Origin of the sequence: Klebsiella sp. 2019SCSN059 (assembly GCF_021739525.1) — a bacterium.
In the GTDB taxonomy this organism is placed as follows: domain Bacteria; phylum Pseudomonadota; class Gammaproteobacteria; order Enterobacterales; family Enterobacteriaceae; genus Klebsiella; species Klebsiella quasipneumoniae.
Genome location: NZ_JAKKOM010000001.1, coordinates 313,383 through 328,029 on the forward strand (window position 1 = coordinate 313,383; position 14,647 = coordinate 328,029).

Consider the following 14,647-nt stretch of genomic DNA (forward strand, 5'->3'; position numbering starts at 1 on the left):
AAGGCGACATGGGGTTGAGTCATTATCTTTTTCTCGTGAACGAATCTGCCTTTGCGGTCAGATAAAGCCAATAAAATCATTGCCCTGAATAATAAAAACACGCGATTTAGCGTCTGAACGCGCCTTTATGTGTGTAATTGAAAATCATTCAACCATGAAGGAATGTAGTAGTAAACGTTATGCAAGATAAAAAATCAGCGGCGGGGTACAGGGCGTTTTAAACACCTCCATCAGGGAATATCCTGTGGTTATCTCTTTGATATTATTTTATTTTGATTCTATTGCGTTGGCGCGGCCTCGCTGTAGTCATCGTCCGCGCCAGAAGACGATGGCGACTATTGACTACTACATTCATCCCCGTCATGATCAAAAGAGAATGAGTTTTATTTTGATTTGACTGCAGAATGTCCAGCCATCGCCTGGAACGCTGCGGCGCAGGAGCGAGTTATGCCACAGCGGGTGACACCTGCAGAGCAGGGGATCGTACTGGATGCCCTGTCGGCCGGCTACGGCCAGACCCTGATCGTTGACGACATCAACCTGACCATCCCCACCGGCAAAATGACGGTGCTGGCCGGGGCGAACGGCTCCGGCAAATCCACGCTGCTGTCGACCATCGCCAGGATGCTGAAACCGCTCGGCGGCTGCGTGCGTCTGGACGGGCAAGCCATTCATCAGATGCCGACGAAGGCCGTCTCGCGCCAGCTCGGCATCCTGCCGCAATCGCCGCTGACGCCGGAAGGGTTAACGGTTTTCGAACTGGTCTCGCGCGGTCGCTTCCCGTGGCAGGGGCTGATGCGCCAGTGGTCCGACGCCGATGAGCTGGCGGTGGAAGAGGCGCTGCGCTTAACGGGCACCCGCGAGTTCGCTCATCTGCCGGTGGACAGCCTCTCCGGCGGCCAGCGTCAGCGCTGCTGGATCGCCATGGCGCTGGCCCAGCAAACGGCGACCATTCTGCTGGATGAACCGACCACCTGGCTCGACCTGCGCTATCAGGTCGATATTCTCGAACTGCTCCAGACCCTGACCCGCGAGCATGGCCGCACGGTGGTGACGGTGCTCCATGATCTTAACTTTGCCGTCAACTATGCCGATCTGCTGGTATTCCTTAAACAGGGGCGCATCGCCGGCACGATTAGCGACGGTGAAGTCTGTAGCCCTGAGCTGATTAAACGCGTGTTTGACGTTGACGTGCAGATGTCGATTAACCCGCAAACCGGCAAACCGTTCTTTATGCCGTTTCGCGCCCGCCAGGCGGCGGCACAATGAGCGTGGTTAGCCTGCATCCCGCGCGGCGGCGCGCCCGTCCCCGGCTGGCGCTGCTCCTGCTTACGCTGCTGCTTATTGCCGGCTCGCTGGTGCATCTTGGCCTGGGCGCCCGCTGGATCGCCCCGCAGACGGTGCTGCAGGCGCTGCTGGAGTACAACCCGCGTAACTTCGATCAGCGGATAATCGTCGAACTGCGCCTGGTGCGGCTGGCGGCGGCGCTGCTGACCGGCGCGGCGCTCGGCGTCGCCGGGCTGCTGCTGCAGACGGTGATCCGCAACCCGCTGGGCGAGCCGCATATCCTCGGCCTTAACGCCGGCGCGTCGCTGGCGGTGGTGGCGACCTCTGCGCTGGGGCTCTCCTTCGGCGCTTTCCCCGCCGCGCGGCCGCTGACCGCCGCCTGTGGCGCGGCGCTGCTGTTCGGCGGGGTGATGGCGCTGGCCTCTGCCGGTCGCGGCGGAGCGACGCCGCTGCGCATCACGCTGTGCGGGGTAGCGCTGTCGGCGTTTGCGTCGGCGGTGACGGCGGCGATATTAATTCTCGATGAACAAACGCTGCTGGCGATGCGCACCTGGCTGGCGGGCGATCTGGCCGGGCTGAACTGGAGCACGCTGCGGACGGCGCTGATCCCGGCGCTGATCGGCCTTGGCGTTGCGCTGTTCCTTGCCCCGCGCCTCAACGTGCTGGCGCTGGGGGATAAGGTAGCGCTGGGCCTCGGCGTGAACCTCGTCCAGACCCGGCTGCTGGGCCTGCTGGCGATTGCGCTGCTCTGCGGCGCGGCGGTGGCGGTGGCCGGGCCGATCGGCTTCGTCGGGCTGGTGGTGCCGCACGTGGTGCGCCGTCTGGTGACGGAAGATATCCGCCTGGCGCTGCCCCTGGCGGCGCCGGTGGGGGCGCTGGTGCTGCTCCTGGCGGATATCGCCGCCCGGACGCTGGTCGCCCCTCAGGAGCTGGCCACCGGGGCGATGACCGCCCTGGTGGGCGCGCCGCTGTTTATCTTTATCGCCGCGAGGTTTTTTAAATGATGCGCGCCGTCCATCGGGCCGGCTTTCGGCCGCTGGTTTTCGCTTCCCGCCAGCTGCTGCTGCGCCCGGCGGCGCTTAACATTGCCGCCTTAATGCTGCTGATGCTGCTGGCGCTGGGGCTGTACAGCCTCAGCCGCGGCAGCTATCCGCTGCCCGCGTCGACGCTGGCGCGGGCCCTGCTGGCGCCGCTGGAGATTGGCGAGCAGCCGCGCTTTATTCTGTTTGATATCCGCCTGCCGCGGATCCTGATGGCGCTGCTGTGCGGGGCTATGCTGGGGCTGGCCGGCGCGGCGATGCAGAGCATCACCCGCAACGGGCTGGCCGACCCGGGGCTGATCGGCGTCAAAGAGGGGGCCAGCATCGTGGTCATGGCGCTGGTGCTGTTTTTCCCGGCGGTAGGCCTGGTCTGGCGGCCGCTGGCGGGAATGGTCGGCGGCGTGGCGGTGGCCCTGCTGGTCCTGACGCTGGCGCGCGATTGCTCGCGACCGCGCTTTATTTTAATTGGCGTCGGCGTCTCCTGGACCCTGGCGGCGGCGGTCGGCATCTTTATGACCACCGCCGACGTTCGCGACGTGCAGACGGCGATGATCTGGCTGGCGGGCAGCCTGCAGGCCGCCACCTGGCCGCTGCTGGCGGTGGCCTTTTGCTGGGCGCTGCCCGGAGCCATCATCCTGTTCTGTACCGCCCGGGCGGCGGACGCGGCGCTGCTGGGCGACCGGACCGCCATCGGCCTTGGGGTGCGTCTGCAGCAGCTCACGCTGCTGCGCTTTTTCGCCCCGGTGCTGCTGACCTCGGCCAGTGTCTCCTGCGTCGGCAGCCTGGGCTTTGTTGGCCTGATGGCGCCGCATATGGCGCGTTTTGTGCTGCGCGGCGGCCAGGTATCGCTGCTGAGCGGAAGCGCGCTGATTGGCGCCTTGCTGGTGCTGGTGACCGATACCCTTGGCCGGCTGGCGTTTGCGCCGCTGCAGATCCCGGCGGGGATTGTTATTGCCCTGGTGGGCTGCCCGTTTTTTGTTGTCTTACTCTGGCGTCGCCGCGATGCCCTTTAACCAGGAAGGTATTATGCGTTGGTTCGTCTCATTGCTGCTGTTGCTGACGGGGGCCGTCAGCGCCGCCGACCCACAAACTCAGACTTTTACCGATGATTTAGGCCGCACGGTCACCGTCCCGCTCCATCCGCAGCGTATCGTTTCGATGCACGATCTCGACATTACCATTCCGCTGATTGAGCTCGGGGCGCCGCCCATCGCCAGCCACGGCCGGACGCGGCCGGACGGCAGCCACTATCTGCGCTCCAGCGCCCAGCTCACCGGCGTCGATTTCGACAATAGCGATATCCGCTTTATTGGCACCGCCGATATCGATCTGGAAGCGGTGGCCGCCGCCAGGCCGGATCTGATCATCACCGAGCCCAGCCGTCACGTGTCGGTGGAGCAGCTGGAGAAGATTGCCCCGACGGTGAGCATCGACCATCTGCAGGGCAGCGCCCCGGAAATTTACCGCAAGCTGGCGCAGCTGACCGGCACCCAGCCGCGGCTGGCGATCCTCGAGCGCCGCTATCAGGAGCAAATCAAGCAGCTGAAAGCGATGGTCAACCCGTCGCAGTACAGCGTCTCGGTGATCCAGGCGAACAACGGCAAGGTCACGGTGCATCATTCTTACCACGCGCTGGGCCGGGTGCTGCGCGACGCCGGGTTCCGCTTTCCGCCGTTGATTGAGCGGATCCCCGACGGCCAGCGAATTGACGTCAGCGCGGAACAGCTGCCGGAGCTGGACGCCGATTTTGTCTTCGCCACCTGGCGGTCGGATACCGGCGGTAAGCCGCAGGATGAGCTGCAGGCGATGGAAGGCGTGATGCCCGGCTGGTGCGACTTTATGCGCGCCTGCCGCACCGGGCGCTATATTTTGCTGCCGCGGGAGGAGGTGATCTCCAACTCCTACGCCGCGCTCTCCCTGATGGTGGCCCAGGTGCAGTCGCATATTGCCGGCAGGCCGATCCCGGCGGAGGCCAAATGAAAAGCGCGGTAAAAAAAGAGAAGGGGCGGGTCGACCTGTTCGGCGAACGCTATCGCGCCCGGGCGCATCAGCTCTCTCCCCGCCTGCGGGCCGTGGTCAGCTATATCAACGACAACCGCGAGGTGGTGCTGGAGCAGACGGCGATGGAGATCGCCACCGCGACCCAGACCTCTGACGCCACGGTGGTGCGCGCCATCCAGGCGCTGGGCTTCGCCGGGCTGCGCGAACTTAAGCAGACTATGGAGCGCTGGTTCGGTACCTCGGTCACCTCGGCGGAAAAGATGCGCTCGACGGTCACCGCACTCGCCAGCGACGTCAATTCCAGTATTGATTTTGTGCTTGAAGGGCACCAGCGGGTCTGCGAGGTCCTGTCGCGGGCCGACAACCGCGCGGCGGTGGCCCAGGCGGTGGCGTTGCTCAGCGACGCGCGCCAGGTGGGGATCTTCGGCATCGGCGCCTCGGGGATCCTCGCCGAGTACACCGCCCGGCTGTTCAGCCGCATTGGCCTGCCGGCTTACGTGATGAACCGCACGGGCTTTAGCCTCGCCGAACAGCTTATCGGCCTGCAGCGCGGCGATGTGCTGATCATGATGGGGCAAAAATCCCCCCATCGCGAAGGGATGACCACCCTGCGCGAGGCGAAGCGGCTGGGAATTCCGACCATCCTGCTGACCCAGGCGGTGGACTCGCGCTTCAGCCAGGAGGCGCAGGTGGTGATCGACGTCCCGCGCGGCGGGGACAGTAGCCGGATGCCGCTGCACGGCACGGTGCTGGTCTGTCTGGAGATGATTGTCCTGTCGGTGGCCTCGACCACGCCACAAAAAACGGTGAAATCCCTGAAGCGAATCAACGACCTGCACCGGGCCATCGGTAAATCCGGCGGTAAACGGGCCAGTTGATAAGATAATTCACCAGCGGGAAGGTTTCCGGTTGCATACAAAAGTAAGTGTGTGTATTTTTATGCAAAATAAATGCATAAAAAGGATATCTCATGGTTAAGAATTTGCTCAAAGCGTGTTTCATGATGGCCGCGCTGACGGCAGCCGGACAGGCGGCTGCGGAAACCTACACCGTCGGCTCCGGCGGCACCTACCGGCCATTTGAATTTGAAAACAGCCAGAAACAGCTGGAAGGTTTTGATATCGACATCATCAAAGCCATCGCCAAAGCCGAAGGCTTTGACGTCAAACTGGTCAATACCCCATGGGAAGGTATCTTCGCCACGCTGAACACCGGCGACCGCGACATCATCATCTCCGGGATCACCATCACTGATAAACGCAAACAGATGGTCGATTTCTCCGCGCCGTACTTCCCGGCCGAGCAGTCTATCGTCGTCGCCCAGGATTCGCAGGTCGATTCCCTCGCGGCCCTGAAAAACGAGAAGGTCGGGGTGGTGAACTCCAGCACCGGCGATATCGTGGTCTCTGAGGTACTGGGCAAAAACAGCACGGCGATCAAGCGCTTCGACAATACCCCGCTGATGCTCCAGGAGCTGTTCGAGGACGGCGTCAGCGCCGCGGTGGGTGACGTCGGGGTGGTGAAGTACTACATCAAACAGCACCCGGAGAAGCAGTTCAAGCTGGTGCCGGATGCCAAATTTGAACGCCAGTATTTCGGTATCGCGGTGGCGAAAGGCAACAGCGAACTGCTGGGTAAAATCAACGCCGGTCTGCAGAAGATTGTTGCCGACGGAACTTACGCCAAAATCTATAAAACCTGGTTCGACGACAACGTGCCGACGCTGCCAGCGCAATAACCCACCTTTTTCAGTGACCACGGCTATCGCCCAGGCGATAGCCGTATTTTTTAGGGAAGGACTATGACGGGATTCCGTTGGGAGATCATCGAGGAGTACGGCCCGCTGTTTGTGGACGGCGCCCTGATGACGATTAAATGTACCATTATCTGCGTGATCCTCGGGACGCTGTGGGGGTTAACCCTCGGTCTCGGACGGATGGCGAAGGCCGAGCACGGGCCATGGAAATATATTCTCCGCTACCTGGTGCAGTTTCCGGTGCGCTTTTACGTTAGCGCCTTCCGCGGTACGCCGCTGTTCGTGCAGATCATGGTGGTGCACTTTGCGCTGGTGCCGCTGTTTATTAACCCGCGCGACGGCCTGCTGGTGACCAGCGGCCTGATGAGCGCCGACTTTGCCCGCGAGCTGCGCGCCAGCTACGGGGCGTTCCTCTCCTGCATTGTGGCGATCACCCTTAACGCTGGAGCCTATGTGTCGGAGATTTTCCGCGCCGGCATCCAGTCGATCGACAAAGGGCAGATGGAGGCCTCCCGCGCGCTGGGCATGCCGTGGTGGAAAACCATGCGCAAGGTGATCCTGCCCCAGGCGTTTCGTCGCATTCTGCCGCCGCTGGGCAACAACGCCATCGCCATAGTCAAAGACTCGTCGCTGGCCTCGGCGATAGGCCTGGCCGATCTGGCCTACGCCGCGCGCACCGTCTCCGGTGCCTACGCCACCTACTGGGAACCCTACCTGACCATCTCCCTGGTCTACTGGGTGATCACCTTCCTGCTGGCGCAGCTGGTTAACCGTCTGGAAAAGAGGTTTGGCAAAAGTGATTCACATTAATAACTTACATAAGCGCTTCGGCGACAGCCACGTGCTGCGCGGCATCAGCTGCGACATTAAACCGCAGGAAGTGGTGTGCATCATCGGCCCCTCCGGCTCGGGGAAAAGTACCTTTCTGCGCTGTATGAACGCCCTCGAGACGGTCAGCGAAGGCGAGGTGGTGGTCAACGGCTTTGCCGCCCACGACCGCACTACCGACCTCAACAAGATGCGCGAAAGCGTCGGCATGGTGTTCCAGCGCTTTAACCTGTTCCCGCACATGACGGTGCTGGAAAACCTGATTATGGCGCCGATGAATCTGCGCAATATGCCGCGCCAGCAGGCGGTCGACCTGGCGGAAGCCTTGCTGGCGAAGGTGGGCTTAAGCGATAAGCGCGACGCCTGGCCCTCGAGCCTGTCCGGCGGCCAGCAGCAGCGCGTCGCGATTGCCCGCGCGCTGGCAATGAAGCCGTCGATAATGCTGTTCGATGAGCCCACCTCTGCGCTGGATCCGGAGCTGGTGGGCGACGTGCTGGAGGTGATGAAAAACCTCGCCAGCGAGGGGATGACCATGGTGATCGTGACCCACGAAATGGGCTTTGCCCGCGAAGTGGCCGACCGGGTGATCTTCATCGACCAGGGCGTGATTCAGGAAGAGGGCAAGCCGGGGCAGATCTTTAGCGCGCCGACCAACCCGCGCACCGCCGCGTTCCTCAGCAAGGTGCTGTAAACCGGGCGGGCTGGCGCCAGGCCAGCCCGCTGAGTGTTGTCAGATATATTGATGATATTTTTCATCATCAGTATAAACATTGACTGAACTCATAAATCCCGCGACGACTCCTTTGTTAATCTCCGGGTATCGCTTTGGGCTTCTCCAGGAATATAACGTTGGAAATCTTTTTTTAACCCACTGAAAAATAGCGACTAACTATTTTTCATACGCCAAAAATCATGGTCCGTTAATGACGGACTCGGTTTCGTATGGGTTAAAAAAGGTACGTTATGACAGTTACATGGACGGTCACGCCCGTGGGGTATCAGCACATTGCCAAACGCTGCCCCTCCTGCAATGTAAAACGCGACTTCGCCCCTTCCGGCGCCATCCGGGTGAATTCGCAAAAGAAGCTGCTGGATATCTGGAGCATCTATAAATGCACGCACTGCGATTACACCTGGAATATCGCCCTGTTTTCCAGGCTGCACGTCAGCAAGATTAACCGCGAACGGCTTCAGCGCCTGAGGCAGAACGATGCTGCCATGGTTCGCTATTATGCCGCTGACCTCGCGACGCTGAAGCGCAACGGCGCTGTGCTGTCGGGGCAACCTGATTTTCGTATTCAGGAGCATTGGTCAGTCAGGCTAATGGCTTGCCCGCAAATAATGGTGCGCGTTCGGGTCCTTCAGCCTTTTCGCGTCAGCCTGCTATCAATACTGAAAAAGCAGCTCAAGCTGAGTACGGCTGATATCCGGTGGTTGGTCGCGACAGGGCAGATCAAGGGTATTCCACTAAAACAGCTCAAGACGAAAAAGCTGAAGGCGATGGAATATCATTTTCAGCTGGCGGCGGAAACGCTGTATGCGCGACGCCGGATTACGTTATCACTTCGCTGTAGATAACTCGTCGGGAAGATAAGCCGTAGCGCTTTAACCGCGGTTTTTCGTTATTCTCAATGAAATCAGGACGGCGAAGTCGGCCGTCCTGAATTACTCATTACTGCCTGAAAAAGGCCCTCCGCTGCAGCCAGTCAAGCTGCCGACGCATAATAAACAAACGCCAGCTTATTGCCGTCGGGATCGCGGACGTAGGCGCTGTGAAAGCCGTCGCCGTACTGCGGACGGTGACCGGGCGCGCCTTCGTCACGTCCGCCGAGTTGCAGGGCTAGGGCATGCAGTTCCGCAATATGTTCGACGGAGCGGGCGTTAAGCGCCACCATCGTTCCATTGCCCACCCCGGCAGGCTGCTGATCAAAGGGGACGCCCACGCACAGCCCGCAGGTCTGGTTGCCGTTGAAGGTGCCCCATGAGGCGCCTTGTTCGTTACGGCCGGCTTTGGCGTGCCCCAGCAATGCCATTAACGGGTCATAGAACTCGATGGCACGTGGTAGATCGTTCGTTCCCAGCATAATGTATGAAAACATAGTGTCCTCCTGTTGCGGGCAAAAAGGTGACTTTCGCCCGCTTACTGCCTGAAGCGGATGGCAACAGACCCGGCGCTGCGCTCAGCCTCGCCATGGTACACCGCCTCAATATTATTTCCCTGCGGATCCAGCACAAAAGCGGCATAGTAACCAGAATGATAGTGTCGTTCGCCAGGCGCGCCGTTATCGCGGCCACCATGGGTCAGCGCCGCATGGTAAAAAGCGTCCACCATATCGCGATCTCTGGCCTGGAACGCCAGATGGTGGCGCCCTGTCAGTTTCCCGGCGGCCTCCGGGCTGTGGCGTGAGGCCACCACCAGTTCGTCAGCCAGCAAGTATTCATTGGCGGTGGCGATCGCCGGGATCTCCAGCGCCGACAGTACGGCGGTATAGAAGTTTTTGCTTGCCTCAAAGTCTTCGACAACCAGCAGAATATGATCGATCAATCTGCCACGATGTAAGGTATTGCTTTCCATGGAATGTCCTCCTGGCAGGGGGGCCGGCAATGGTTAACAGCAGTGAGCCAGCAAAAACAGGATGCCCTCCGGTAAGGGCCATAAAAAAGGCTGGCGCCAGGCCAGCCCGTCAGGACTACCGTGCGGACTCCGTCGCTTCGTCCATGTCCTCTTCCTGCTCACTGGCGAGCAGGGTTTTCTCGTTTTTACACAGACACTGGATCAGCAGGAACAGCCCGCCGCTGGCCACCAGGGTGGCGATCAGGCCATCGTAGCCGGTGATGCCGATCAGCATGCCGCTGACTACCGGTCCGGCGACGCTGCCGGCGGACCAGAAAAAGCCGAACAGGGCGTTAATCATAATCAGCTTCTGTCCGCTAAAGGTTTTCCCCGCCCGCACCAGCGACAGGGTATACAGCGCCCCCGCCGCGGCGCCCAGCAGCAGACAAATGGCCATCAGCTGAATGCGTGAGCCGAGCATCAGCGGCAGGGCCAGCAGCGACAGGCTGAAGACCACCGCGCAGGCCAGATGCACGCGGCGAATGCCGACCCGGTCGGCCAGCCAGCCGAGCGGGGTCTGGAACATCGCATCCCCGGTAAGCACCACGGTCACCAGCAGCACCGCCATTCCTTCATTAAGCCCCTTGTCCATGCCGTACAGCGGCAGCAGGGCGAGGATGCTGGCGTCGAAGAAGGCGAAGCAGAAGACCCCTGAGGCCAGTACCGGCAGGAAGGCGCCGAGGCTGCGCCAGCTGGCGCGCTCCCCAAGGCTTTCGCGGGTGCCGGTGGGCAGATGGCGCAGCATCAGCAGGCAGACGGCGGTGACCGCGACGATCGCCATCAGCGCCGAGGCCTGCCAGGCGGGGCCGACGGAGATCAGCAGCGGTCCGGCCAGCTGACAGCCGGTAAAGGCCGAGGCGTAGATGCCGGTGAGGGTGGCGCGCTGGCTGCCCGCCGCGCCGCCGGTGATCCAGCTTTCGCCCAGTACGATAATGACCCCGGAGGCCAGGCCGGTCAGCAGGCGCGGCAGCAGAAGCAGCGTCATATCGGTGGTCATGCATGAGGCGATGGTCGCCAGCGCCAGCAGGATCAGACTGCCGCTCAGCAGCACGCCCATCTCAACGCGCCGGCACAGCGCAGGAGAGAGGAAAGAGGAGATCATCATGCCGGCGGGCGGCAGGGCGGCCAGCAGGCCGACGTACAGCGGCGCAACCTGCTGCTGCGCCAGCTCAAGACTGATTAACGGCACCGTATAGCCGGTGATAAATCCCACGAGCGACGCGGCCATGATCATCGCCAGCGTGGGGGCAAGACGATTCTGGTCTGGGTTAAACATTTTATTTCCGATGACGGAGAGGTCAGTAGTGGATCCTTCGGCAAATTGCCGTCCTGAGTTGCATAATAATTAATCGCCTGGCCGTTGTCACCGTTGAAATCACTACCAAAAAAGGTCCGCCCGGCGGCGGCTGGCGTGTACGCCGCGCCGCCGCCGCATTTCGTGACGTTGTCAGCGTGTTAACGACAGGATATAACGGAGGGAGCGGCAGCGACCCGGCGCCGGTTAGCGACGGGGAAAAACGCAACGCATGACCCAATTATTCAGCATTACGCTATGCAGGAAAGGAGTAATACATGGCCGTATCGCCGTCACTGATCGCCGAAGCCACAGGCTGGCGACGTGAGTTTCACGCCGCGCCTGAGCTCGGATATCAGGAGCAGGAGACCTCGCGCCGCGTCGCCGAGCTGCTGGTCTCGTTTGGCCTGCAGGTTCATCGCGGGCTGGCCGGCACCGGCGTCGTGGCGACGCTGGAAAACGGCCCCGGGCCGGTCATCGGCCTGCGCGCCGATATGGACGCCCTGCCGATCACCGAGCTGGGGAGCGTCAGCTACCGTTCGCGCCGCGCCGGGGTAATGCACGCCTGCGGCCACGATGGCCACACCGCGATGCTGCTGGCGGCCGCGGCCCATCTGGCGCAGACCCGCCAGTTCAGCGGTACCGTCCACTTTGTCTTCCAGCCGGCGGAAGAGAACCTTGGCGGCGCGCGCAAAATGGTGGAAGAGGGGTTATTCGAACGCTTCCCGATGGATGCGATTTACGCGCTGCATAACTGGCCGGGGATCCCCCTCGGCGAAGTGGCGCTCAGCGATGGCGCGATGATGGCTTCCCTCGACGCCTTCGAGATCACCCTGCGCGGCAAAAGTTGCCATGCGGCGATGCCGGAGAGCGGGGCCGATCCCATCGTCGCCGCGGCGCAGTTGATTATGGCGCTGCAGACCATTCCCTCCCGTCGCCTGTCGCCACAGGATTCCGCGGTGGTCAGCATCACCCAGATAAACGGCGGCGAGGCGATCAACGTCCTGCCGGACACCGTGGTGCTGCGCGGCACCTTCCGCTGCCTGAGCAACCGCGTTCGCGCCCGCGTGCGGGAGCTTATCGAAAGCTATGTGGCCACCCAGCCGCAGGTGTCCGATGTCCGGGGCGAGATTAGCTGGTTTCCCGGGTATCCGGTGACCAAAAACCATGCGCCGCAGGCGCAGCTGCTGCGCGAGGTGGCGGTCGCCACCCTCGGCGCGGAAGCGGTGCGCTGGAACCAGGCGCCGTCGATGGCCTCTGAGGATTTTGCCTGCATGCTGGAGGTCTGTCCGGGGGCCTATTTCTGGATCGGCACCGATGGCGAAACGCCGTCGAAGCCGTTGCATAACGCCAGCTATGACTTTAACGACGCGCTGATTAGCCACGGGGTGGCGATGTGGGTGGCGCTGGTGGAGAAACAGCTGCCGGCGGCGTAACCCGCCGGCAGCGGCAGGAGGGAAGGGAGCGCGCGCGCTCCCTGACGTCAGACGTCGGCGGCGGCTTTCAGTCGCGCCTTCATGTCGCTGTAGGCGGTCCAGGCATAGCGCTCCGCCCACTGCTGGTCGGCAATCGCTTCCACTTTCACCGCACAGTATTTGGTTTCCGGCGTTTTGGAGATCGGATCCAGGTTATCCTGGGTCAGCTCATTACAGGCGCCCACCCACCACTGATAGGTCATATAGACCGCGCCCGGGTTGATGCGATCGCTGAGGTCGGCGCGGGTGATGACCTTTCCGCGCCGGGAGCTAACCCACACCAGCTGTTTGTCGGCGATCCCCAGCCGTTGCGCATCCACGGGATTCATCTGCACCCGTCCCGGCTCGTCGGCCAGCGACTGCAGCGCGGCGCAGTTGCCGGTCATCGAGCGGCAGGAGTAGTGCCCCACCTCCCGCACCGTGCAGAGCACCAGCGGCCATTCATCATCCGGACTTTCCGCCGGCGCGCGCCAGGCGGTGGCGAACAGCTGCCCTTTACCTGATGGGGTGTCGAAGCGGTTGTCTTTATACAGCCACGGCGTGCCGGGGTGGTCGAGGGTCGGGCATGGCCACTGAACATGGCCCATATTGCCCATTTTCTCCCAGGTCACGCCGTAGAACAGCGGGCAGAGCTCGCGCATCTCGTCCCAGATCTGCTGGTTGCTCTCATAGTGCATCGGATAGCCCATTTCGCTGGCCAGCAGACTGATGATCTCCCAGTCGCGCTTCACATTCCCCGCCGGCGGGATCGCCTGTTCAAACCGCTGAAACCCGCGGTCGGCGCAGGTGAAGACGCCGCCGTGCTCGCCCCAGGAGGTGGCCGGCAGCAGGACATCGGCAATCTCCGCCGTTTTGGTCATGAAGATATCCTGCACCACCACGAAGTCCAGCGCCTCGATGCCTTTGCGCACCAGGCCGAGGTCGGCTTCGGTCTGCAGCGGATCTTCGCCCATGATGTAGTAGGCTTTGATCTCGCCCGTCAGCGCCTTATGCGGCACCTCGGTGATGCGGGTGCCGACCTGGTCATCCATCTGCGCCGGGTCGATCCCCCAGGCGGCGGCGAATTTCGCCCGCACGGCCGGGTCGGTGACCTCCTGATAGCCGGGGAACAGGTTCGGCAGCACGCCCATATCGCAGGCGCCCTGTACATTGTTTTGCCCACGGACCGGGCCCACGCCGACGTTCGCCCGTCCCAGGTTGCCGGTGAGCAGCGCCAGGCTTGCCAGGCCGCGCACCACATCCACCGCCTGGCCAAACTGGGTGACCCCCATGCCCCACATAATGGTGGCGGAAGGGGCGGCGGCAAACATGCGCATTGCCTCGCGGATCGCCTGCGCGCTGACCCCGACAATCCCTTCCACTGCTTCCGGGGCGTAATCTTTCACCGCCTCGCGGTAGGCATCCAGCCCTTCGGTATAGCGTTCGACATAGGCTTTGTTGTACAGCTCTTCTTCCAGCAATACATAGCCGAAGGCGTTCACCAGCGCCATGTTGCTGCCGTTGTTAAGCTGCAGATGACGGTCGGCTATGCGTGCGGTTTCAATGCGTCGCGGATCGCAGACGATGATTTTGGCGCCGTTTTCCCGGGCTTTGATCACCCGGCGGGCGACGATGGGATGGGAGTCGGCGCAGTTGTAGCCAAAGACCAACAGGCATTTCGAGTTTTCGATGTCGCTTATCGAGTTGCTCATCGCCCCGTTGCCCAGCGCCTGCTGCAGCCCGGCGACGGAAGGGCCATGGCAGACGCGGGCGCAGCAGTCGACGTTGTTGGTGTTCAGCACCGCGCGGGCGAACTTTTGCATCACATAGTTGGTTTCGTTGCCGGTGCCGCGCGAGGAGCCGGTGGTCATGATGGCGCGCGGGCCATGCTTCTCTTTGATCTCCCTGAGCTTGCTGGCGGTATAGCGAATCGCCTCCTGCCAGCTGACCGGCGTGAAAGCGCCGCCTTTCTGGTAGCGGATCATCGGTTGTTTAAGACGGGGCGTCAGGAGCTGCGTGTCGTTAAGAAAATCCCAGCCGTAATAGCCTTTCAGGCACAGCTGGTTCTGGTTGGTGACGCCGTCGGCGGCTTCCGCGCGAATGATTTTATTGTTGTCGACAACCAGTTTAAGTTTGCAACCCGCCCCGCAGTAGGGGCACACGCTCGTGATTTTTTTCATCAGTAACAGACCTGTTAACAGTGAACAGAGGATCGCTGTCGCGCCGGGCCCGACGGGCAACGATCGCGGTATCGCCTGGTGGTGATGCGGACGCAGGCCCGCTGCGCTATGCAGGTCTCGTGCCAGAATTTAATTTATTGATTTACAATGAAAAATAACAGGGGAAGGATGACGGGAGCGTGACCTCGTCACT

13 protein-coding genes and 1 pseudogene are annotated in these 14,647 nt (G+C 61.8%); 10 read left to right on the forward strand and 4 right to left on the reverse strand.

The genetic code is table 11. From position 1 onward, the window contains the following. Nucleotides 1–447 precede the first annotated feature (447 nt). The 9 genes and pseudogenes from L2I46_RS01585 (at nucleotide 448) to L2I46_RS01625 (ending at nucleotide 8,490) form a co-directional block, all read left to right on the forward strand. Entirely contained in the window at nucleotides 448–1,269 is an 822-nt protein-coding gene (locus tag L2I46_RS01585) for an ABC transporter ATP-binding protein (protein ID WP_023290050.1), read from the forward strand. Then, the gene (locus L2I46_RS01590; RefSeq protein WP_085551005.1) at nucleotides 1,266–2,291 is read left to right on the forward strand and encodes a FecCD family ABC transporter permease; all 1,026 of its coding nucleotides are present in this window, start codon (nucleotides 1,266–1,268) and stop codon (nucleotides 2,289–2,291) included. The genes L2I46_RS01585 and L2I46_RS01590 overlap by 4 nt, the downstream gene beginning before the upstream one ends. Next, on the forward strand, nucleotides 2,288–3,340 hold the full coding sequence (locus L2I46_RS01595; protein ID WP_236947487.1) for a FecCD family ABC transporter permease: 1,053 nt from the start codon (nucleotides 2,288–2,290) through the stop codon (nucleotides 3,338–3,340). The genes L2I46_RS01590 and L2I46_RS01595 overlap by 4 nt, the downstream gene beginning before the upstream one ends. After that, the gene (locus tag L2I46_RS01600; protein ID WP_168380132.1) at nucleotides 3,330–4,307 is read left to right on the forward strand and encodes an ABC transporter substrate-binding protein; all 978 of its coding nucleotides are present in this window, start codon (nucleotides 3,330–3,332) and stop codon (nucleotides 4,305–4,307) included. The genes L2I46_RS01595 and L2I46_RS01600 overlap by 11 nt, the downstream gene beginning before the upstream one ends. Continuing rightward, a pseudogene (locus L2I46_RS01605) lies at nucleotides 4,273–5,206 on the forward strand (MurR/RpiR family transcriptional regulator). Before L2I46_RS01600 ends, L2I46_RS01605 begins: the two are co-directional and overlap by 35 nt. Nucleotides 5,207–5,298: 92 nt before the next feature. Continuing rightward, nucleotides 5,299–6,066 carry a basic amino acid ABC transporter substrate-binding protein gene (locus L2I46_RS01610; protein ID WP_008804504.1) on the forward strand — a complete coding sequence of 256 codons (768 nt, stop codon included), beginning with the start codon at nucleotides 5,299–5,301 and terminating at the stop codon, nucleotides 6,064–6,066. Between the two features lie 63 nt (nucleotides 6,067–6,129). Next, nucleotides 6,130–6,894: an amino acid ABC transporter permease gene (locus L2I46_RS01615; RefSeq protein WP_004151161.1), complete on the forward strand. Its 765-nt coding sequence runs from the start codon at nucleotides 6,130–6,132 to the stop codon at nucleotides 6,892–6,894. Then, nucleotides 6,881–7,603 carry an amino acid ABC transporter ATP-binding protein gene (locus tag L2I46_RS01620; protein ID WP_004189541.1) on the forward strand — a complete coding sequence of 241 codons (723 nt, stop codon included), beginning with the start codon at nucleotides 6,881–6,883 and terminating at the stop codon, nucleotides 7,601–7,603. Before L2I46_RS01615 ends, L2I46_RS01620 begins: the two co-directional genes overlap by 14 nt. A gap of 299 nt (nucleotides 7,604–7,902) precedes the next feature. Then, entirely contained in the window at nucleotides 7,903–8,490 is a 588-nt protein-coding gene (locus L2I46_RS01625; protein WP_178944845.1) for a DUF1062 domain-containing protein, read from the forward strand. 128 nt (nucleotides 8,491–8,618) lie between these two features. On the opposite strand, the gene L2I46_RS01630 is transcribed toward L2I46_RS01625, so the two are convergent. The 3 genes from L2I46_RS01630 to L2I46_RS01640 form a co-directional block, all read right to left on the reverse strand. Further along, nucleotides 8,619–9,011, reverse strand: coding sequence for a VOC family protein (locus L2I46_RS01630; protein ID WP_032453198.1), 393 nt, complete (start codon nucleotides 9,009–9,011; stop codon nucleotides 8,619–8,621). Nucleotides 9,012–9,052: 41 nt separating this feature from the next. Continuing rightward, nucleotides 9,053–9,487: a VOC family protein gene (locus tag L2I46_RS01635; RefSeq protein WP_032453197.1), complete on the reverse strand. Its 435-nt coding sequence runs from the start codon at nucleotides 9,485–9,487 to the stop codon at nucleotides 9,053–9,055. 115 nt (nucleotides 9,488–9,602) lie between these two features. Beyond that, nucleotides 9,603–10,802 (reverse strand): MFS transporter, encoded by a 1,200-nt coding sequence (locus L2I46_RS01640; RefSeq protein WP_023290036.1) that lies wholly within the window; start codon nucleotides 10,800–10,802, stop codon nucleotides 9,603–9,605. 296 nt (nucleotides 10,803–11,098) lie between these two features. Here L2I46_RS01640 and L2I46_RS01645 point away from each other — a divergent pair, with 296 nt between their 5' ends. Beyond that, nucleotides 11,099–12,256, forward strand: a complete 1,158-nt coding sequence (locus L2I46_RS01645; protein ID WP_023290035.1) for a M20 aminoacylase family protein — start codon at nucleotides 11,099–11,101, stop codon at nucleotides 12,254–12,256. Between the two features lie 47 nt (nucleotides 12,257–12,303). On the opposite strand, the gene fdhF is transcribed toward L2I46_RS01645, so the two are convergent. Then, nucleotides 12,304–14,454, reverse strand: coding sequence for a formate dehydrogenase subunit alpha (gene fdhF / locus L2I46_RS01650; RefSeq protein ID WP_236947488.1), 2,151 nt, complete (start codon nucleotides 14,452–14,454; stop codon nucleotides 12,304–12,306). Nucleotides 14,455–14,647: the final 193 nt, after the last annotated feature.

Coding starts and splice junctions, on each gene's coding strand:
- L2I46_RS01610 (WP_008804504.1), top strand. CDS start 5,299: ATGGTTAAGAATTTGCTCAAAGCGTGTTTCATGATGGCCGCGCTGACG.
- L2I46_RS01615 (WP_004151161.1), top strand. CDS start 6,130: ATGACGGGATTCCGTTGGGAGATCATCGAGGAGTACGGCCCGCTGTTT.
- L2I46_RS01640 (WP_023290036.1), bottom strand. CDS start 10,802: ATGTTTAACCCAGACCAGAATCGTCTTGCCCCCACGCTGGCGATGATC.
- L2I46_RS01600 (WP_168380132.1), top strand. CDS start 3,330: ATGCCCTTTAACCAGGAAGGTATTATGCGTTGGTTCGTCTCATTGCTG.
- L2I46_RS01585 (WP_023290050.1), top strand. CDS start 448: ATGCCACAGCGGGTGACACCTGCAGAGCAGGGGATCGTACTGGATGCC.
- fdhF (WP_236947488.1), bottom strand. CDS start 14,454: ATGAAAAAAATCACGAGCGTGTGCCCCTACTGCGGGGCGGGTTGCAAA.
- L2I46_RS01645 (WP_023290035.1), top strand. CDS start 11,099: ATGGCCGTATCGCCGTCACTGATCGCCGAAGCCACAGGCTGGCGACGT.
- L2I46_RS01590 (WP_085551005.1), top strand. CDS start 1,266: ATGAGCGTGGTTAGCCTGCATCCCGCGCGGCGGCGCGCCCGTCCCCGG.
- L2I46_RS01595 (WP_236947487.1), top strand. CDS start 2,288: ATGATGCGCGCCGTCCATCGGGCCGGCTTTCGGCCGCTGGTTTTCGCT.
- L2I46_RS01635 (WP_032453197.1), bottom strand. CDS start 9,487: ATGGAAAGCAATACCTTACATCGTGGCAGATTGATCGATCATATTCTG.
- L2I46_RS01630 (WP_032453198.1), bottom strand. CDS start 9,011: ATGTTTTCATACATTATGCTGGGAACGAACGATCTACCACGTGCCATC.